Genomic DNA, 21685 nt, shown 5'->3' on the forward strand with positions numbered 1-21685 from the left:
GTGAAATACAATAAAACACTTATGACGAAATTAATTAACAGACATCGTGAATTACATGATGAGTTAAAGAAGGTTAAAGTCGAAATGGACTTAGAGAAAAATTTAGCAGTAAAGGCACTTTATCATTCATATGTAGCTAATAATGGTAAGTATATGGAGGAGTATCAAAAATTAGATCGACCGAGGGATTAGAACTACTTACAATATATTTGCAATGTTGCTTTACTATCTTTTGAAACTATCAAAGGGGTGGAGAGAAGAAATGACATTGAAAATTGGAATGATAGGAACAGGTGGGTTTAGTCAATTGCATGCTAGCATCTTGTCAAAAATGGATGGGGTTAAGATACAAGCAATCTGTGGAACAAGTAAAGAGAAGGCAGCAAAGATGGCATTCCAACATCAGGATGCAAATGGATATGATCATTTTCTTGAGATGGTAGATGCAGAGAAGCTTGATGCAGTTTATATCGTCGCACCACCCATGGTACGGGGGAAAATGGAATTAGAGCTAATAGAGCGAAATATTCCTTTTTTTGTAGAAAAGCCACTAGGGATAGAAAAAGAAATTCCTAACAAAGTTTTACAAAGTGTTAAGCAAAAACCTCTCATTACATCTGTTGGGTATCATTTTCGATACAAGAATTCGATTCAGTATATGAAAGAACATCTAAAAAAACAAAAGATTGGTATTGTATTAGGAAAATGGATGGGCGAAATGCCAAGAGTTAATTGGTGGAGGAATCAGGAAAAGTCTGGTGGACAATTTATCGAACAAACTACCCATATTGTTGATTTATTAAGGTTTGTATGTGGCGAAGTTGAAGAAGTATATGCTATGTATGGGAATCGCGTCATGCATAATCAATACGAGAATGTTACGGTAGCTGACGTAGGAACGGTTAGTATTAGACTCCAGAATGGAATTATTGCCAATCTAACAAATACCTGCATTCTTCCTGATGGGGTGGGAGAAATAGGGATGAAGCTTTATACAGATAAAGGCACACTAGATTGGAGACCTGACCGACTGGAAATATGCGAGAATGGTCCTAAATCGGAACATATCGATACTGCTGATCCATATGTTTTGGAAAATGAAGCATTTATCCATGCGGTACGTACTGGTGACACTTCGCAAATTCTATCAGACTACAGTGATGCATATAAAACGCATGAGGTGACGTATGCTGCATTGGAGTCAGCGAGAAGTGGAGTACCTATAAAATTAACTACAAACTAACTCACAAGTTTGTCATATTAAGAAACAAACATATTCAACTAAGTAGCTAGAGAGTAGATAAACATCTACTCTTTTTTGAAATTTATTCACTATTTGCATGCACTTTTGATGTGATAAATCATATATTATTTACCTTTAATCAGAAATAGGGTTAAAAAAATAATAGGTTAATTTATGGCAAAAAAGATTCAATTTAAATTCATAGAAGACTTTTAATAAGTTTTGCTAAAGAAATAAGCCCCTTTTCTAATTGTTCCATGGAAGCATATGAATATGATATACGAAGGTGCTGTAAGTCATTATTATCATATACGCTTCCTGGATTTAATAAAATTCCTTCTCGAAGAACTACATTAAATACTTTTCGGTTGGAAACACATGATAGTAAATTAATCCAGATATAAAAGCTACCTTTTGGGGTACTACATGTTGCTATCTCTGAAAAATATTTTTTTAATATTAGAATTGTGAAATCCATTCTGAATTTTAATTCTTCTCTTATTTCCTTTAAAAAATCGTCATACATACCACTACAGAGCCACTTGTCTACAGCATATTGTGATAAGGAACTAGAGCCATAATCTGTTTGCATTTTTATATCTGCTAAACGTTCAATAACGGGTTCAGGTCCAACAATCCAACTAATTCTTAACCCGGGGCTCAATGTATTAGACACACTACCTATATACAGAACATTTCCTTGTGTATCCTTGGCTTTCAAAGGCTTTGGTGGTGGATTTTCAAACCATAGGTCACCATAAACATCATCCTCAATGATAGGGATAGTAGTCTCCTTTTGACAAACCTCTATTAATTCAAGCCGCCTTTTTTCAGACATTAATTTGCCAGTTGAATTATAGAAAGTGGGAATCGTATAAAATAAAGAAGCATAATGCTGTCTTTTCATACGTTCAATGGCATCAAATTTAATTCCTTCCTTGTCAATTGGCAAACCCATTAAATTCATTCCAGCTGATTGGAATACGTGTACCAAGTTCAAATAGGAAGGTGTTTCATGAAGGAAAGTTGATCCTCTATTTAATAATCCAATTGATATCAATTGCAGTGCTAGAAGTCCTCCAGAAACAGTTGAAATTGACTCAGATGATGCTTCAATTCCTTTTGTTCTTAAATATGTACTAATCGTTTCGCGTAAAGATAGACTTCCTTTAGGCTCCATGTATCCAAACGACAAAGACTGTTCATTATCTATTTGAAGTATTTGCCCCATTTTTTTGTTGGGTAGTAAGGTCTGGTGAAAGTTCTCCCGTTTCAAGCCTAATCATAGTAGGGTCTGCTTCTGCTTTATTAATCTCTTGGATTATTGATATATTTGGTTTGTAATTACCGGATTTTACATAACTATTCCAATCTGGAGGAGGAGTGAAGGCAAGTAGGCCTCATGTATTATTAACGACTCTAGTACCGCTCCCAACCTTTGATTCAATTAGTCCATCGGCAGCCAGTTCCTCAAGTGCAATTACAATTGTACTACGATCTACTTGAAATAGTTTTGCTAAATCTCTTTGTGGTGCAATTTTAGTACCTATTGTCCACTCACCGATCATTATATTCTTTTTCATGTATTCAGATATTTGTTGATGTAAAGGAACGGATGAATTTTTTGAGGCTTCCACTCTAATTCAGACATAGACTATCTCCAATCATTTTTTTAAAGTATAACAAAATGGTTGGTTAAATTGGTTGGAGACATATTTGTTATCTTTCGCTATTCTAGATGAAAAGAGGGGGAATCATGGTGGAAGCCCTATTACATGGAATGATATTAGCATTTGGATTATTCTTACCTTTAGGATTCAGAATGTATTTGTATTTAAACAAGTAGCAACACACAAAAAAATCACAAATGCCTACCTGCAATTATTACTGCAGGAGTTTGTGATGCCATACTGATTTATTTGGCTGTTGTGGGAGTATTCATTATTGTATTTAGTTTCGAATGGTTAAAGACTTTGTTATTTTTAGTAGGGTTCTTTTTCGTAGCGATTTCTAGTAAAAAGATTGGTCAATTTGATAAAAGTGGTAATCTTTTAAAACATATGAACCAAGTTTCCGCACTTATAATATGGGTTATGGCTATTTATATGGGATATCAACTGTATTCATTATTAAGTTAATACTATTTTTAGGGTACTAGCAATCCTTTCTCTAAATAGTAAAATAATAGAGAATAGTCATTATATCGAGTGAACAATGTTAAGAAAGTTAATATAATTACATTATGTCCTAGTAGCGAAGTAATCATCTTTATATAAATAGAAGTCCCTCTCCTTATTTAGAAGAAGGACTTCTTTATCCCTCTGTTCATCAAAAGAGATATTCAGTCTAAGATATATCCCATCTAACCATTATATCTAGATCATATTATGGAGCTAAATAGATATTAGGTGTTGGAGGAGTAGTCATTTCACTTCCTAGATAATAGTCTGTTAAATGTGACTGATAATAGCCTCTAACTGTCATAGAATTTCGATACATCGGATTTTGAGCAAGTGTATATAAACGTGTATCTGTTGGCATATCAGTGGTAAAGATTACAAGTTTTGAGTAATCCCGACTTGGTTGGATCACTTCTTCACGCCAATCCCCTAAAACATCACCATAGAATGCCATAACTTTACGATCATTTTTAGTGGCATTTTCATATTTCCAAGTGGTGACTAAACGACCAACTTTGTTCTCTTTGTAGTCCCATTTATCTATATTCCCAGAGTCCCATTTCTCACTTAAAAGATCTCCATCCCACCATAGACGGAAATTAGGATAAGGTTGATTCTCTGATGTGGTAATTTGGGTATTTGTAGGACCATTATATATCCCATCAAATGACCAAACTTCATAACCGGAATACCTAGGATCTATATCACCAATATTACCGCGTCCTACATCCTGTGTGCCAGCAGTGGATAGATCTTTATGCTGCCAGATCATGGAACCGTTAGATGCGTCATAATAATAATCTAGTAATCCATTTTTATTATCCTGTTGAATGCCGTATCCCTGGAAACCATCGCTGTTCGGATCAAACTTTCCGATATAAAAACGGTCACCATGACGCACATCAGATAAAGAGTATTTCAATGTACCATCACCATTTAAGACAAAACCAATTTGACTGATTTCATCTTTTCCGTCTTCGTCAAAATCACCAATTCTCATCTGATGGCCATCTGCATGTACTTGTGATTCACGTAACCATTTCCAATCCATTACTAGGTTCGAACCATTATAGCTATAAGCAGAATAGACTAGATTAAATTCTTTTCTATCTTTCGTACGGTTCTTTGCATATACGACAATACTTGGTGTTTTCCCATTAAGGTAGCCAATTCCGAGTTGAGTGGCTAAAGGACCATCAGAGATGTAATCATCAGGTAGAGGTTCGGCACTTTTTAGTTTTCCTGTCATGCCGTCAAGCACCGCGATCCACTGCTTGGTGTCGCTGTCGTCGCTCCATTTTTCACCATCCCCAAAAGTTACACCATTAGCAATTTTTAGGATTACTTCTGATTTTCCATCGCCATCTAAATCATAAACGGTAACATTATCCCACATACCTACATCTATTGTTGCAGAGTTGTAAGAGCTTTCGATATCGCTGTTTGGTCCCATGTTTCCGGACCATAGAAGCGTGCCATCTTGTTTATAAGCTTCTATGACTTGAGGTTTTTCTTTATAACGACTGACGAAATAATCATATTCTCCATCTCCATCAAAATCCCCTACCCAAACATTTCTGATGGGTCCCCCTTCTTTTAGTGGAACAGTCACATAGGGGCCATCCGCTTTTCCAGCTTCTAACGTAAAGATGGAGCCTGCTGTTTTATTGTCTTTGACTTCTTTACCATTGATGACTGGCTGTACATGGTAAACATTGCTCACGGATAAATCAGCTGTCTTATCCTCATAATTAGTACCTTTTGTTATGACTGACTTGTTAATTTTGACTTCCTTGCCTCCTGCTGAAGAGCGATAGATGTTAAAACCAATATCTTTTGCATCTAATGCAAGTAAACGCCAACTAATAAAAACAGTTGAGCCATCGCGGACAGCAACAACACCACGTCCAAGATTCTCCATTTGTCTTGCCTCAGTATTTGCCTTTACTTCTGCAATTTCTGCCTTCGCTGTAAGGGTTGGAGCAGAAAATGATAGGATAAGAGCAAACGCTATCAATAACCCTATAGACTTTATAAATGACTTCCAAATGTAAAACACTACATCATCCTCCTACGATTGAATACATCATATATATAGACCAATCTTAATTTTTCTACTGATCATGGAATTATATGAGATATGCAATCTTCTATTTTATATTTCTTTTATTCTATCGACTTTGTTTTACATTATTTCATAGTACATTTGGATTAAATTAACTTATTAGTAATAAATTAGTATGCTATGAACCTTCTAATACTAATTATCAAAAAAACCACTTGCTTCTTATGTTACGTGAGGTTATATGATAGTAATAGAACCTTATAATTGAGGGATATTGATGGGGGTAGGTATTTAATTGGTGAATTTTCCAAGAAAACAACAACTACGATCCGTACTTTACATTACTCATGATGAATTAGGAATTTTAAAATTTTCGTGTAACAGAAAAGGGTATGGAACGAGCTTTTGGATGTAAATGTGAAAGGAATATTTTTGTGCGAAAGCAGTCAAACCTTACATGAAAAAATAAATAGACTGCATTATCATTATGATAGGGAGTGTCGCAGGTATTACGGGTATAGGGTCATCCATTCCATATGCAGCTACCAAAGCAGCCTGCCATACGATGACTAGATCTTTAGCAATTGCATTAGCACCTGAAATTAGAGTGAATGCCATTGCACCAGGGGCTGTAGAAACAAGGTGGTGGGACAGAAACGAGGAGAAAATGTATCAGCTCGCAGGAAACTTACCGCTCAAGAAGATTTCTACACCCTATGATATTGCAGAAGCAGTCCTTTTTAAAATCGCGTAAAATTCCGTAACAGGTCAAACATTTATAATAGATAATGGACAAACTTTATAGTTTATTTTCCTATTAGGGTGATATTAAGAGTAATTGTTATGGAATTATTAAAAAGGTTAATGCTATTTATCATTTGTGTAAATATATGGTAATATGGGTATTATCTGGCCTCCAATGTTGTATGATAGCAATATAAGGTAATTATGCTAATTTAAAAGGAGGCAATAAGGATGCAAGAGATGAAGAAAATGAAAAAAGGATTACTCGCTTTATTAATGGTTGTTATGGTAGGTGGCTTTGCCACAGGATGTAGTGAAGACAAAGATGATACCGAAAAAGAAGAAGAGAATCAAACAGAAGAAACTAACGAAGAAACAAATGAAGAAGGAACAGAAGAAGGAACAGAAGAAGGAACAGAAGAAGGAACAGAAGAAGGCGCAGAAGAATAAGTTAAATAAATGCTGCGAATTAATGAGGAATATTATTTCGCATATCAATCCCCACTTATATAGGTGGGGATTTTTTTCAAGTTGGATTACTGACGCTTCGCAAATAATGGTTAACGAGGTGAACGCTTTACATGGATATGTTGATGGTGTATTGAATGGAATTGTAAACTATAACAAATAACTTGTAATTTCCATAGCTTAGCCGTTTTTTTATTATGGAACTTTTGATATAGATATACGTAATTAACGTTATACACTATTAATGTTTCAAAAGGTTAAATCTTAGGATAGGGGAAATGGGTATGCTTTTAACAATATGTTTTGGGATTTTCATTTATCTTTCTATTGTATCTATACTATATTATCCAAAATTATTTATTGATGGAATGAAAAAGCCAAAGCTAAAAAGAAAGAAATACAAACGTAAAAGAATAACCACCACTGTTTACTACCATATAAATCACCTCTTTTTATTATCTATTGTTTATGGATTTCTATTGCTATTCACTTTTTTAAAGTTTGGACCACTGGATACCATCTATTTCATTGAAATAGGAGTTTATATTATTTTATTAGTTTTATATGTTATAAATCGAATTTATGGAGTAACTTTGTCACCAATTGGTTGGTGGGAATTTTTTACGTTTATGTTTGATGGAAATAGCGGTGATTACTCCTATGGAGGTGGCGGTGATTCAGGCAGTTGTAGTGATGGGGGATCAGGCGGAGGGTGCGATTGATATTATAGTACTGTTTTTGTTTAGTAGTCTAATCCTTAACACCATTCTAGGTCCACCACCATTCTGAGATAGTAACTCATATATCTAAGGTATAATATACTTCCTCGTTCTTCATAAATATTCTGGTTATCTTTCTCATATTGACAATTTTCACGTCCTTATCTATGCTAAATGTAATTGAATACAGAAGGAATAGGTTTAGTTTACTTATATATAAAGTAAACTATTAAAAGGGAAGACCGGTGAAATTCCGGCGCGGTCCCGCCACTGTATATGGGAGCTTTCTATTACATACCACTATCTTATGATGGGAAGGGGATAGAAAGCAGTGATCATGAGCCAGGATACCTGCCTATTTTTGACGCCATTCGACCTACGCGGATATAGGGAGGTGTAAGCAAATTCTGGTTTTCTGTTACTAAGTCAGTGCAGACAACGTAATTTGGCTTGTACACATCTCTAGATATTGAGGTGTATTTTTTTTGGAATAAATATTTAGGAGGAACTAAATTTGAATAAGACAGTATTTCAACGTTGGACTGCACTTATCGCTGTTTTTATATTGTTTGTTAGTAATCTAGCATTCTTTCCAACTACTACTTTTGGGGCAGCGTTAGATAATGCGGTAACGGTTAAAGCTATTGATGAGAATGGTGATATTGTTTTACCATTAACAGCAGTGGAATTTGATGAAGGTGAAATTGCTTTTGATGCGTTAATTAAGGCTGGTGAAAAACAAGAAAAAGCTATTGAGTATAGTGAATTTAACTTTGGTAATATGATCTCAGGCATTAATAATGTAAACAATCATGATGACTACTATTGGAGTTTTAATGTAAATGGACTAGCCCCTGGATCTGATGGAGTCTCTGATTATGAGTTGAAAAATGCAGATCACTTATTATTTGTTTTAACTGATAATTTTGATCCATCTGTAACTGTTAAAGTAAATGTAACAGGAAGAGAAGGAACTAAAATTATTTCTGATGAGGAAGTAACTTTAATGAAGGGTGCTAGTGCTTACGACGCACTAATCCAAGCAGCAAAAGTAAATGGGAAGTCAGTAGTAGCTACTGTTGATGACAGTTGGTTAACGTATATAAATAATGTGGGCAACACAGAGATGGAACCAAGTGATTGGTGGAAAGTAGATCATAATGGTACAGCAATTAATAACAGTATTGTAGATACGCCAGTTAATGAAGGTGATCAGGTTCAATTAACATTACAATATGAAACATCTAGTGAGCCCGATACAGAGGATACAGAAAATCCAGATCATCCTGACGGTACTGAAGATGACCAGTCAGAAACTGGGGACAAAACAAGTCTCGTAACGGATCAGCAAATTAAAGATACTATTCAAAACATCAAAACATATATAAAAACGAATAAAGTTACTATTAATGATTGGTGGGCATGGGGACTAGTGAACGCTAATGAGGATATCCCTGCGTCCTATATTACCGGTGTAAAGGAAAAGGTTAAAAGAACAAAAGGTACTATTAAAAGTGTAACAGAATTAGAGACAGCAATTATTGGACTTTCAGCAGCTGGAATAGATGCATCTTCCGTTGAAGGGTATAACTTAATAGATAAGTTAGAAAACCATGCATATTTGCAAAATGGATCAATTAACTGGTCGATTTATGCTCTACTAGCAGTTGATAGCGGTAATTATCAAACATCTGAAGGATTTAGAGAGAAGCTTATTGATAAAATTGTTAAGGCAGAAGTAAATGGAGGAGGTTGGTCCTTTTTTGGTAAAGAAGCTAGTCCAGATATAACGGGAATGGCTTTATCTGCATTGGCGCCATACAAAGAACAAGAAGCGGTTGAAAATGCAATAAACAATGGAGTTAAGTATCTATCATCCGTACAGGTGAGTACAGGTGGTTTTTCAACAAGTGATGGTGCTACGAGTGAATCTATCTCTCAAGCTATTCTAGGATTAGCATCTGTCGGAGTTGATCCAACAGGGGATGATTTTACTAAGAGTGGTGGAGATTTACTATCTAGTTTGATGCAGTTTAAAACAAATGAAAATGGGTTTAGCCATATTAAAGGTGAAGGCACGAATGAAATGGCTACTCAACAGGCCTTCCTTGCTCTTTTAGCTTATCAAGGTTTTAAAGCTAATGAGAGACCAGTTTACCAGTTTCCTGTGACGAAGCATCAAGTTAAGATCAATCCGGACACTACAGTTAAAAACAAAACAACTATTGTCTTGATAAAGAAATCAGATTTAGAAAGTGTAATGAATGGACAAGAAGTTCTATTGGAATCAAGTAATGCAGCCAATCAAAACGAATTACATGTAACACTAGATAGCGATTCGATTTCAGATCTAAAGTACAAAAAAGCAAGTCTTAAGATAAATAAAGGTGATACTTCTGTTCATATTCCTACTTCCATCCTATCGCAAATTGCTGCTGAAGCAGGAAGTGAACTAGTTGAAATAAAATTAGTGAAAAAAGAAGAACCAGGGGCAATTGGTGCTGTTTATGATTTCACCATTACGGCTGGCGCAAAAGAAATTAGCAATTTTAATGGACAAGAAGTGGCGTTAACATTCCAAGTTGACCAAGATAAGGTTGCTAAATTAAAGGCAAGTCAGATCAAAGTCTTCTATTATAATGAAGAGACAGGCGAGTGGGAAGTAATGGATAATAGTTCCTATAACCCTGAAACAGGAATCGTGACAGCAACAACAACACATTTTAGTAAGTATGGTGTATTTAAATATGAACCAGTAAATGTAGATCAATTTGCTGAAACTCAACCAGATAAAGAAGCAGGGCACGAATTACCAGATACAGCCACTAACACCTTCAACATGTCGGTGATTGGTTTTGGGTTATTGCTTATGGGGTTCATTCTTATCTATGTTAAACGTAAACGAGAAGTATAAGTAAATGTTGGGTAATCTATCATTTGATGGGTTACCCTGATTTCTTATTAGGGAAAAGGGGGATAATGGGATGAAACGGGTTCTTATATCAATGATAATGCTAACGTTGTTTCTTGTTGTTGGTTGTGCGAAAGACCAAGTAGTGGAACCAGGCTCTGAAGCTGCCCAAAAACTATCGGGCGAGTTAACAGCTCACGATGTAACAATGGAGCACAAGACGTATGAAAGAAAGAAAATAGAGGAAGAACTGGAATCAACTGAAGAAGATAAATCGGAAAACAAATCTACTAGTACGGAAAATGAAAAAGAAGAAAGTATTTCTAATCAACCGAATGAACAGGTGAATACTAATACAGAAGCACCTAAGATATCTGTAGAGGAAAACAAAGAAAATAATGAAAAAAGTAAAGAGAATAAAGCAACTACTAGTGAAAATAAGGAGCAACCTTCTACAACAAAACAAGACCAACCGAAGGAACCAACAAAGCCCAAGCAAACAGTTACAATCACCATTGTTGCTCCGGGAACAAATAACGAAACCATTCTGCCAACTACTACAGTGGAAATGAATGACGGAGATACAGTGCTTGATATTACTCAAAAAATAGTCAAAGCGAAGGAGATTCAGATGAGTGTCTCAGGAGCTAATGCCACAGCATATGTGAAAAGTATTGGCAATATCGAGGAAATGCAATATGGTGCATTTAGTGGCTGGGAGGTTTTTGTGGATGGCCAAGGAATAGATAGAAGTACAGGGGTTTATGGAGTAAAGGCTGGACAAGCAATCAAGTGGCGTTACACAAAGAATTATATGGAATAGAACAACCAAGGAATTGAGTTGAATTATATGGTACGAGGGTTTCGTTCATTTCATCCTATTATACTATTACTATATTATATATTGGCTATAGCTGGACTTATGTTGTATCAGCAACCCCTATTTTTAACTGGAGGTTTCTTAGCTATTCTCCTCGCTAATTTGATTCTGGATGGAGGAAAGGAATTAAGAAAATGGCGGTTTATGATCATGATAATGGGTGTTTTAACCATGATATTAACACCCATATTTAATCACAAAGGCAATCATATTTTATTTTATTTGTTTGAAAATCCAGTTATGCACGAGGCGATTTGGCAGGGTCTAATCATTTCCTTAACATTAGTGAGTATTCTGTGCTTGTTTATTTCCTTTAATATCGTCATTACACCAGATAAATTTATTTTTCTCTTTTCCAAGTTTTTTCCACAGTGGGCATTGTTGATTATGCTAACGATGCGGTTTGTCCCACTATTAAGGAAAAGGCTCAACGAAATTAGTGATGTACAGTGTGTGAAAGGTTTATCGGTTAAGAGCGGGTCAATAAAAAGTCGTGCTAAAAATGGAATGTTTCTCTTACAGATCCTGTTAACATGGTCTTTAGAGGAATCGATACAAACAGCAGATTCGATGACAGCAAGAGGATATGGACTTGGAAATCGTAGTAAATATCAACCTTTTTATATGAAAAGAAAAGACTGGATCACATTAGTATTTCTTTTAATGAGTGGATCACTTGTCTTATTAGGATGGTGGCTAGGTGATGGAGTGATGGCGTTACTACCAATATTAGAGCCATTTTGGTTATATGGTAGGGAATGGTTTTATTTGTTCGTATTCATCCTATTAATCGGTTTACCGATTTGGTTGGAAGGAAAGGAGCTGATCAAGTGGAAATACTATCGACACAACAAGTAAGCTTTACCTATCCTAACGCTACAACAAGGGCAATACAAGATATTAACATCCAAGTGCAACAAGGTGATTTTGTTGTCCTTTGTGGACCGTCAGGAAGTGGTAAATCAACATTACTTCGCTTGTTCAAACCGGAGATTGCCCCACACGGAAGTTTGGAAGGCTCTCTTTCCTTTCAAGGGAAAACAATGGATGACTTGGAACCTAGTATGAAAGCAAAAGAACTAGGGATGGTTTTTCAAGATCCAGAGAATCAAATTGCAATGGACAATGTGATGGAGGAACTTATCTTTGGAATGGAGAACTTAGGTTTTACAACGGAACAAATGCGGAAAAAAGTCGCTGAAATGGTCAATTTTTTTGGGTTAAATCATTTGTTAGATAAGAAGACAGATGAGCTATCTGGAGGAGAAAAGCAATTAGTGAACTTAGCAGCTATTTTATTACTAGATCCGAAGGTTCTATTACTAGATGAACCGACAGCACAGTTAGATCCTATTGCTGCAAAAGATTTTATATATATGCTGCAGCGTTTAAATGAAGAGTTTGGAATCACAGTTATAATCGTTGAACACCGTTTGGAGGAATTATTTACAATAGCCAATAGGGTGATCATGCTAGAAAAAGGTGTCAAAAGGTTTGATACTACACCTCGAGAATTAGTAAGTAAGTTAGCAAATCATCAAACAATGAGAGGTTATTTACCGAGCGCGGCGCTGTTATATTTGAGCTTCTATCCAGGATTATATCCAGAAGAGATCCCGCTTAATGTCAAAGAAGCAAGGAATTGGCTAAAAGCTCAAAATTTTGATTCTGAAGAGGCGGTGTTAGTAGATAATCTAAACAATCAGCCGATCCTAGAGTTAACAGAAGTGGACTTCCGGTATGAAAAAGGTAAACCGCCTGTCTTGTACAATTTAGATTTGACGATACGTGGTGGCGAATGGCACGCGATTGTTGGTGCCAATGGGACTGGTAAATCAACCCTTTTAAAAATGATCGGTGGTATCGTTAAGCAACAGCATGGAGTAATTCGGTATAACGGTAAAAAGGTGAAAAAATGGGATCGGAAATCGTTAAGCTACTTACCTCAAAATCCGAAGCTTTTTTTCATTCAAGATACAATTAAGAAGGAATATGATCATATAGCGCTACAGCATGGGTTAGAAAATGCCGAAGATCGTATTCAAGAATTATTATGTAAGTTTAATATCAAACATTTGCAGGATCGCCATCCCTATGACTTAAGTGGAGGGGAGCTTCAAAAAGCGGTACTAATTGGTACCTTACTTACAGAACCAACCATATTACTTATTGATGAACCGACAAAAGGGCTTGATCCAGAGTCGAAAAGAGCCCTTGGGGAAGTGATATCAGGATTAGTTAAAGAGGAAGGACTTACTGTTATCATGGTAACGCATGATATTGAATTTACTTCTAACTATGCAACAAGATGTAGCATGCTGTTCCAAGGTGAAATCACGGTTACGGAAAATACGAGAGATTTCTTTCATGAAAACACGTACTACACAACTGTAATCAACCGAATTACACGAAATAATCGTGTCCATCCTGTCGTAACGTTAGAGGAGGCGAAACGAACATGGCTCGTTCAAAGCCAATCTTAATCGTAGTAGCTTTCCTAATATCTGTTATTCTTGTAGGATTCCCATTATTCAATACAGAGCACTTTATGGTGCTAAGCTTACTAATTATGGTCGCATCCTTCTTACCATTTATGATTCATTATTCCAAGAAAAAAGTGAGGAGTAGGGAGCTTGTTGTGGTGGCTATCTTAGCAGCTATAGCTGCTGTCAGTAGGGTTCCGTTTGCATCAATTCCAAGTGTTCAGCCAACTACCTTTGTTATTATTATGGCAGCTATTGTGTTGGGACCACAAAGCGGATTTGTTGTTGGTACTTTGGCTGCGATTGTCTCTAATCTCTTTTTAGGTCATGGGCCTTGGACTCCATGGCAAATGTATGCTTGGGGAATGATTGGTCTTACTGCTGGCCTTCTAGGTAACACGAGGATGATGCATAGCAAATTTGGCCGATGTGTATACGGTTTTTTGGTTGGAATAGCGTTTGGGTGGATTATGAATCTTTGGTTTGTATTCGGTGTTATAGAGGAGTTTAACTGGACAGAAGTAATTTTGTATTATAGCTCAAGCTTATACTTTGATTTAACTCATGCAATTTGTAATGTTCTTTTCCTATGGGTGTTTAGTAATAGCTGGATTAGGATCATCGAACGGTTTAAAGTGAAATATGGCTTATTTGAAACATAAGGTTATAAGACATGTAACCATCATGGAAGTTAATGTAAGGGATGTCCACTAGATTTATATGGACAACCCTTTTTTTATAGAAAACTAATACATAATCATGATGAATGGTACTGTTCCTATATGGTTCACTTTTCGGATAAAAGTGACAACCACACTTATAATCTAGTACTTTATGCTTGAATATTTTTCCTAATAAGTAATATTTAGGTGCAAATATAGAATTTTTTATGCTACATTTAAAGAAAAAATAATTACAAGAAGAGGTTTATAAGTGAATTCAGAACTAACTGCGTTTATTACTTTAGCGTGCACATCAGGCGTCCTTAATGTATATTTATGTGCGTACGTTCTCATCAAGCGATATAATTACACAAATATTGCTAACTATTTTATTATCTATGCCTTGTCTACAACTATCTATTGTTTTGGGGCTGCATTTGGTTTAGCTGCTACAACATTAGACCAGATGAAATTTTGGACGACCGTTCAGTACTTAGGTTTACCATTTTCCCCACTTTTAGGTCTATTATTTATCATGCAATATTTGGGAATAAACATAAATAAAAAAAGGCTGATTGCCCTTTTTACGATCCCTTCTATTAGTTTAATAATGGTTGCTACCAATGAGTTGCATCATTTTCATTACAAGGTATTTGAGGTAGATCCAAGTTTGGGTATTCCTTTTATTCATATAGAGATAGGTATATGGTATTTAGTCCATGGTATCTTTACATTCGGATGTATGTTTATTGCGTTTCTCTTAGTACTTTCCCGTTGGAGAGAAACGTCTAAAGTTTACCGTCCGCAATTAATTGCATTAGCGTTAGGACAACTAGTTCCTATGTTTACAGCATTCATTTATTTAATTGGAATAACGCCACCCGGAATTGATCCAGTGCCTATTATCCTATGGGTCCCTTCGCTACTATATTTATGGTCTATTAATTCATCGCGTTTGTTTGCGATTATGCCATTTGCCAAAGATGCTATATTTAATAGTATAAATGACGGAGTAATGGTCTTAGATAACACGTATCGATTAATTGAGTATAACAAAGCAAGTAGTCATATGTTCCCGGACTTAAACAAGAAAATGTTTGGTAATGATTTTGATAAAGTGTGGTTATCTATTACAGGATCAGCATTGCCATTTACGTTAGATTCAAGGTCTCCTGCTAAAGAAATTACGCTTACTATTAATCATTCAGAACTGACTTATCAGGTTCGGACATCACACTTACACCACGCGAATAATACGAAAGGTTTAGTTGTTATTTTTACGGATATCACAGAAATTAAAAGACTTCAGGTTAAATTAGAGCATCAAGCTTATTTTGATGAGCTGACACAAATTTATAATCGACGAGCATTCTTTCAAAAATGTGAAGAAGAGTACACGGTGGCAAGAAAGGATTCCTCCCCTTTTACGGTCCTTTTAATTGATATTGATCATTTTAAATTAGTTAATGACACATATGGTCATCATGTTGGTGACCAAATGCTTATCCATGTTGCCAAGGTTTGCAAAGAGGAGTTGATGGAGGATACATTATTTGCTAGATATGGTGGTGAGGAGTTCGTTCTTGCGCTAAAAGGGAGGACCCTTTTAGAGGGAAAAGTAATTGCGAATCTACTACGAAATGGCATAGAAATGCAGCCCCTGATTACTACTGAAGGATTAATTTCAGTTACATTAAGTATTGGAGTAGCTGAGGTGACGGAAGAGATGGAAACATTGCATCAGCTTTTAAATAAAGCGGATAAAGCATTATACTCAGCAAAACGAGAAGGGCGTAATCAGGTACATACTTATATAGAGGTATAGGTAGTAAAGAGTCTATTAATAGTTTATAATGGAAAGCTAATTTAAAGATATATGTTTTTGGTGTAGACTAGCTGGAATAAAAAAAGGTAAAAGGACTATTAATGAGAAGGGAGTAAGGCGACAGTATTTGAAATATGTCTTTTCATTGATTTGTGCTACTATTAAGCTAGTGAAGTCAAATGAAAGGGGAAAAGTATTCGTGAGAAAAATAGTAATTACCCTACTCACCCTCATTTGTGGTTTCCTTTTTTACTTAACTGTAATGTCTGCAACTAAAGTTTTTACAACAGATTGGCAATTGCCAGAGACGAAAGTAACAGCACAATCTAATTTTCGTTTAGTTTTAATTTCACAGGATTTGGATACACCCTTTTGGAATCAAGTAGGAGCAGAGGCTCAAAAACAGGCAAAGTCGGACAATGTTAGTTTAGAAGTCTGGGGAAGCTACGGAAATAACCATGATGATTTCCTGAAGAAAATGGAGGTAGCTATATACTCCCAAGTGGATGGTATTATCGTACAAGGACTTGATACAGATCGGTTTAAAGAGTTAGCCAAAACAAAAGCTGCTGCTTATGGTATTCCAATCATTACGGTAGCAAATGATGTATCAGTGGAAGAAAGTCTACGAAGAACTTATGTCGGATCAGACCAGTATTTGGCAGGGAATATGATTGCCAAACAATTAGTAAAAGATATGGGCGTCACAGGAGATGTCATTCTTATCCATAATAGTGAACAGCAATTTTATCAGGAACAGCGTTTGATGGGTATAAAGGATATTTTAAAAAATTACCCTGATATAAATATCGTTGATGGTGAAACGAATCATACGCGCGAACAGGTGATAGCAGTTACAAAAGGATTGTTAAATAAGGAACCGAATGTAGATGCCTTTATAGCCGTAGATGCTAATATAGCAGAGACAATGATCCAAGAGATTGAACGACGTTCTCAAGTAATTCCGTATTATATTTATTCATTTGGAGACGATACTGAATCGAATACACTACTTAAGCAAGGGAAGCTAGATGGTATTATTGAGCAGTCACCAGGAGAGATAGGGAAATTAAGTGTAAAGTTAATGGTTGACTGGTTAAATAATGAAACAAATCCGCTTCATTTGGAAGGTTATTTTACAGATATTAGAGTACTGAAAGCGAAGGATATACGATGAATAGTATTCTGAAAAACATATGGGTCCTGGCTATTGTAGTACTTTCTATTATGGTAACCATTTGGATCTCATTGACTTCTTATAACAATAAAATGCAAAGTCAATATAATAACATTTTGGAAAGATATTTAATTATGAATGAAGTCTCAAGTATAAGCCAACAAATCGTTACAGATTTGAACAATTATTTTGTAGATCAATCGTTGATCAAAAAGAAAGCGCTTAACCACGATAAATTTAAAATTATTACTATGAAAGAGGAAGTATCGAAGTTTAGAAGTGTGGAGAATGACTTTGCAATTGCTAACTACGAAAACTTAATTGATAGTTTTATCGAAACAATAGACCGTGCTCTAATGTTTCGAACAGAGGAAGAATCAGAAGATTATCAGGAAGCGCTCTCTGAGGCAACAAACATTTCTATGTATATTTCGGAGATGACACTAGATTTAATTGATACAGAACTGAAGACATACGATAGTTTCTATCACGGTATTATTGATCGTTCTGAAGAATTAAAGGTGCTTGGGGTTAGACTTTTGATGTTAATAACGTTATTATTACTCCTCTTTACCTACTGGTTTTCGAAACGAATAACAACACCATTGAAAAAGCTAACATTAGCAGCCAGTGAATTATCAAAAGGGCGTTTTGATCTGAAGGTTGAGGTAGAATCTAATGATGAAATTGCCTTTCTGGCTAAAACATTTGATCGAATGCGGATTAACATTAATAATTATTTAGTTGAAATAAAACAAAAAGCACAGTTAGAAAATGAATTACAAAAGAATAAACTTTTATTACAAGAAAGCCAGCTTCATAGTTTACAAAGTCAAATTAATCCACACTTCTTGTTTAATACGCTCGATACTTTATCTAAGAAAGCTTACTTAGAGGGATCAGAGCAAACAAGTGATCTTTTAGTAAGTGTTGCTGATTTATTGCGTTACAATCTAAGGAATTTGGATAAAACAACCTATCTATCTGACGAGGTATATGTGCTCAGGCAATATATTGAAATACAGAAGGCTAGATTTACGGAACGACTGCAGTTCCATATGGATATTGATCCAGTGAGCTTAGATATTCAGCTACCGAGGTTAACATTACAACCGATTATAGAGAATGCCATTATACATGCTATTGAACCACTTGAAGATGGGGGAGCAATTTGGTTTAGAGCGGTTAATGGTTTAGATCGTGTCACAATAGAAATACAAGACCATGGTCCAGGGATGTCAGCAGACAAGGTCAGTAGCATTTTAGAAGGTCAATCTAATGAAACAGAAGGACATTCAACAGGTATTGGTGTTAGTAATGTAATAAAACGCTTAACACTTTTTTATGGCGTTGAAGATATCATCAATATTGAAAGCGCTTTAGGTATAGGGACGAAGGTTGTTTTAAACATACCTAGAAAAAGGAGGATGGACAAGGATGATTAAGCTCCTAATTGTTGATGATGAACAAATTGAAAGAGAAGGTATCCATGCCATTTTACGAAAACATTTCCCGGAAGTTTCAATTGAAGAAGCAAAGAATGGAAAAATTGCAATGGAGAAAGTAGAGGAAATTAAACCTGATTTGGTTTTAATGGACATTAAAATGCCTGGTATAAGCGGTCTTGAGGCAATGGAGAGAATTAATGAAGGAAATTCATCTATAAAATTTATTATAATGACTGCATATGCTGAATTTAGCTTTGCGCAACAGGCGATTAAATTGGGGGCATTAGACTATATAGTCAAACCTAGTAGGGCAAGTGATATTGTCAAAACAATTGGTGTTGTCTTAGAACAAATTGAAGAGGAAAAGAAAATAGAAGAAATGAATTCCATTCAAGAGATAACATTTCAAAAAGCTTTACCTATAATCGAAACAGATATTGTTACCCAATTGTTATTTGATCATGTCCATGATGTTCATCTAAATGAACTAGTTGATTTATTAGATATTCGTATGACAAATGAAATGTTTGTGATCTGTGTCCTATTACCACCATATTCTGAAACTAGATATCGTGTTATTAAAGAGAGGATAAGGCAGTTGGAACAGGCATGGATTGGGGCTATTTATGGACGTCAGCTTCCAATCATTGTATTCCGAGATCCAAAAAAAAGCTTTCGTTCTCAAGCTGTTACCTTAGCTAGAGAAATACTTTCAATCGTGCAATCTAGGGAAACCGATGGATGGTTTATTGGCATAGGGAATGTTTATAACAAGTTGGATGAGACAAGGCAGTCCTATCAAGAATCATTTATTGCTACAAAGGATACGACAAGGCCTGCAAAGTTTTGTTTTTATACCGATTTGCCAAAATTAACAGATGGCAACGATTTGAAGAAGGAAAAACAGTTAGAACAAAAGTTCTTTGAACATATAAGAAGTGGAAGATGGGAAGCGGTCTCTGAACAGATCATTGGGCTTATTCATCAGTATGAAAATAACGACACAGATCTCCTAGAGGCTCAACAGCGTGTGCTTGAAATTGTTTGGCTGGCATCACGATTATTAAATGAGATAGGTATAGAATTAGTTACACCACGTTACGCTACTCCTATTTTTGATTATCGACAATTACGGGTAGAGGTCAACCATCTGATCAACCAAATGAAGCAACACTATATGGATCATGTCAATCAAATAGAAGAGGACACTACTTATCAAATTAAACAATATATTATGGAGCATTCTAATGAGGACATTTCCTTGGAATCGATTGCTACTAAATTTGAATTGAGCCCAATATATATAAGCAAGATTTTTAAAGAAAAATTTGGAGTTAATTATATTCATTTTTTAACAGAGTGTCGTATAGAAAAAGCAAAAAAGTTGATTTCAAATCCAGAAAAGAGCTTGAAAGAAATCACCTTTGATGTAGGATATCACGACCCAAATTATTTCAGTAAAGTGTTCAAAAAGTTTAGTGGGATGTCACCAAATGAATACCGCAAGAAGCTATTAACGATTATAGAATAAAAATAAACAACTTTGCTTAAAGGTGTTGAGACAATGAAACAGGCATATACTCTACTAACTTTAATACTTATACTGATCTTTGTTCTTACTTTTTCAGCATGTAAGCCGATAGAAAATGATGACAGTCAAGAAGAGGCACTAGATAGGAAACCTTCTTTAAATGATCAAGTGAAGCGAGAAGGTTTGGAAGCAGATCGTAAAGTAAGGATTGGGTTCTCTATGGATACACTTGAGGAAGAGCGTTGGTTGAAGGATCGTGATTTGTTTAAGCAAGCTGTTGAGGCATTAGGTGCAGAAGTGGAAATATTAGCTTCACAAGGTGATGATGCCTTACAAATATCCCAAGCAGAAACGTTGATTAATCAAGGAATAGACGTATTGGTAATTGTTCCACATAATGCGGAGTCAACTGCAATTATTGTGAAGAAGGCCCATGCTGCAGGAATAAAAGTACTATCTTATGATCGCCTTGTTAAGAATTCTGAGGTTGATTTATATGTTTCGTATGACAATGAAATGGTTGGTGAACTTCAGGCGATTGCCTCCATTAATATGGTATCTAAAGGGAATTATGTATTAATTGGTGGAGCTGAAACAGATAACAACGCCCACCTAGTGAAAAAGGGAATATTTAATGTACTTCAACCCCTTATTGATAATGGCAATATCACCATTGTTTATGACCAATGGACAAAGGATTGGTTACCTGAAAATGCACTTGCCAATATGCAAGAGGCTTTACAGGCAAATGGTAATGACATTGATGCAGTAATTGCAGGTAATGATGCGACGGCAGGCGTCATCATCCAAGAACTGGAAAAGCGAGAGTTAAGTGGTAGAATTCCTATTGTTGGGCAAGATGCAGAACTCGCGGCGATTCAACGGATTGTGGCAGGAACGCAGTCCATGACTGTGTACAAACCAATTAAGGATTTAACACAAGAAGCTGCTGAACTTGCTATTAAACTAGCAAAAGGTATGGAAATTCACACGGATACAATTATAAATAATGGGAGATCAGATGTACCATCCGTATTACTCGAACCAATTCCAGTAAATAGTACAAATATTGAAGAAACCATCATCTTAGATGGCTTTCATTCGCGTGAGTCTATCTATAATTGAAAATATATGTAATGAAAAAACAGATCTTCAATAGATCTGTTTTTTATTTTGATAGGATAACCTTTTATTGTGCATCGACGCAAATGCCGCATGAGTTGGCGCAATTCCCACGTGCATTGACGCATATGTCTTATGAATTGACGCAATTCTCTCATGGATCGGCGCAATTCTCTCGTGGGAAGACGCATAACGCATATCTCTCATTAGGTGGCGCAATTCCCACG

At 35.7% G+C, this 21685-nt stretch carries 18 protein-coding genes, 2 pseudogenes and 1 riboswitch; of the genes and pseudogenes, 16 read left to right on the forward strand and 4 right to left on the reverse strand.

Annotated elements, in window-relative coordinates:
* Positions 1-192 carry a hypothetical protein gene (locus H7K77_RS06555; RefSeq protein ID WP_186576928.1) on the forward strand — a complete coding sequence of 64 codons (192 nt, stop codon included), beginning with the start codon at positions 1-3 and terminating at the stop codon, positions 190-192.
* Between the two features lie 70 nt (positions 193-262).
* On the forward strand, positions 263-1243 hold the full coding sequence (locus H7K77_RS06560) for a Gfo/Idh/MocA family protein (RefSeq protein ID WP_186576929.1): 981 nt from the start codon (positions 263-265) through the stop codon (positions 1241-1243).
* Positions 1244-1442: 199 nt separating this feature from the next.
* Here H7K77_RS06560 and H7K77_RS06565 read toward each other — a convergent pair whose 3' ends face one another.
* Both H7K77_RS06565 and H7K77_RS21700 read right to left on the reverse strand, forming a co-directional pair.
* Positions 1443-2474: an aminotransferase-like domain-containing protein gene (locus tag H7K77_RS06565; protein WP_328701052.1), complete on the reverse strand. Its 1032-nt coding sequence runs from the start codon at positions 2472-2474 to the stop codon at positions 1443-1445.
* A 169-nt stretch (positions 2475-2643) separates the two neighbouring features.
* Entirely contained in the window at positions 2644-2880 is a 237-nt protein-coding gene (locus H7K77_RS21700) for a winged helix-turn-helix domain-containing protein (RefSeq protein WP_328701053.1), read from the reverse strand.
* 122 nt (positions 2881-3002) lie between these two features.
* Between H7K77_RS21700 and H7K77_RS20995 the strand changes: the two are divergent.
* Positions 3003-3381: pseudogene (locus H7K77_RS20995) on the forward strand (hypothetical protein).
* Between the two features lie 247 nt (positions 3382-3628).
* On the opposite strand, the gene H7K77_RS06570 reads toward H7K77_RS20995, so the two are convergent.
* A complete protein-coding gene (locus tag H7K77_RS06570) occupies positions 3629-5482 on the reverse strand; it encodes a rhamnogalacturonan lyase family protein (protein ID WP_222599250.1) in 1854 nt (617 codons plus the stop codon).
* Positions 5483-5875: 393 nt separating this feature from the next.
* Between H7K77_RS06570 and H7K77_RS06575 the strand changes: the two are divergent.
* The 13 genes and pseudogenes from H7K77_RS06575 to H7K77_RS06635 all read left to right on the forward strand — a co-directional run.
* Positions 5876-6242, forward strand: a pseudogene (locus tag H7K77_RS06575) (SDR family NAD(P)-dependent oxidoreductase); the annotation flags it as partial.
* Positions 6243-6463: 221 nt separating this feature from the next.
* Positions 6464-6682 (forward strand): hypothetical protein, encoded by a 219-nt coding sequence (locus H7K77_RS06580; RefSeq protein WP_235988850.1) that lies wholly within the window; start codon positions 6464-6466, stop codon positions 6680-6682.
* A 302-nt stretch (positions 6683-6984) separates the two neighbouring features.
* Complete coding sequence (locus H7K77_RS06585) at positions 6985-7422, forward strand: hypothetical protein (protein WP_186576930.1); 438 nt, start codon at positions 6985-6987, stop codon at positions 7420-7422.
* A 177-nt stretch (positions 7423-7599) separates the two neighbouring features.
* Positions 7600-7792: riboswitch (cobalamin riboswitch) on the forward strand.
* 141 nt (positions 7793-7933) lie between these two features.
* Complete coding sequence (locus H7K77_RS06590; RefSeq protein WP_186576931.1) at positions 7934-10333, forward strand: DUF4430 domain-containing protein; 2400 nt, start codon at positions 7934-7936, stop codon at positions 10331-10333.
* A 70-nt stretch (positions 10334-10403) separates the two neighbouring features.
* Positions 10404-11153: a DUF4430 domain-containing protein gene (locus tag H7K77_RS06595; RefSeq protein ID WP_186576932.1), complete on the forward strand. Its 750-nt coding sequence runs from the start codon at positions 10404-10406 to the stop codon at positions 11151-11153.
* 27 nt (positions 11154-11180) lie between these two features.
* A complete protein-coding gene (locus tag H7K77_RS06600; RefSeq protein WP_186576933.1) occupies positions 11181-12068 on the forward strand; it encodes an energy-coupling factor transporter transmembrane component T in 888 nt (295 codons plus the stop codon).
* Positions 12041-13693 carry an ABC transporter ATP-binding protein gene (locus H7K77_RS06605; RefSeq protein ID WP_186576934.1) on the forward strand — a complete coding sequence of 551 codons (1653 nt, stop codon included), beginning with the start codon at positions 12041-12043 and terminating at the stop codon, positions 13691-13693. The genes H7K77_RS06600 and H7K77_RS06605 overlap by 28 nt, the downstream gene beginning before the upstream one ends.
* Positions 13669-14355: an ECF transporter S component gene (locus H7K77_RS06610; protein WP_186576935.1), complete on the forward strand. Its 687-nt coding sequence runs from the start codon at positions 13669-13671 to the stop codon at positions 14353-14355. The genes H7K77_RS06605 and H7K77_RS06610 overlap by 25 nt, the downstream gene beginning before the upstream one ends.
* A gap of 271 nt (positions 14356-14626) precedes the next feature.
* Entirely contained in the window at positions 14627-16180 is a 1554-nt protein-coding gene (locus H7K77_RS06615) for a histidine kinase N-terminal 7TM domain-containing diguanylate cyclase (protein ID WP_186576936.1), read from the forward strand.
* 199 nt (positions 16181-16379) lie between these two features.
* Positions 16380-17357: a sugar ABC transporter substrate-binding protein gene (locus H7K77_RS06620; RefSeq protein WP_328701055.1), complete on the forward strand. Its 978-nt coding sequence runs from the start codon at positions 16380-16382 to the stop codon at positions 17355-17357.
* Positions 17354-18802, forward strand: a complete 1449-nt coding sequence (locus tag H7K77_RS06625; protein ID WP_186576937.1) for a sensor histidine kinase — start codon at positions 17354-17356, stop codon at positions 18800-18802. Before H7K77_RS06620 ends, H7K77_RS06625 begins: the two co-directional genes overlap by 4 nt.
* Positions 18795-20336, forward strand: coding sequence for a response regulator (locus H7K77_RS06630; RefSeq protein WP_186576938.1), 1542 nt, complete (start codon positions 18795-18797; stop codon positions 20334-20336). The genes H7K77_RS06625 and H7K77_RS06630 overlap by 8 nt, the downstream gene beginning before the upstream one ends.
* Before the next feature lie 33 nt (positions 20337-20369).
* Entirely contained in the window at positions 20370-21461 is a 1092-nt protein-coding gene (locus H7K77_RS06635) for a sugar ABC transporter substrate-binding protein (protein ID WP_186576939.1), read from the forward strand.
* 27 nt (positions 21462-21488) lie between these two features.
* Here H7K77_RS06635 and H7K77_RS06640 read toward each other — a convergent pair.
* Positions 21489-21685, reverse strand: a 197-nt coding sequence (locus H7K77_RS06640) for a hypothetical protein (RefSeq protein ID WP_222599252.1), incomplete at its 5' end; no start/stop codon positions are given.

This window comes from Aquibacillus kalidii, from assembly GCF_014280935.1.
Lineage (GTDB): Bacteria > Bacillota > Bacilli > Bacillales > Amphibacillaceae > Aquibacillus_D > Aquibacillus_D kalidii.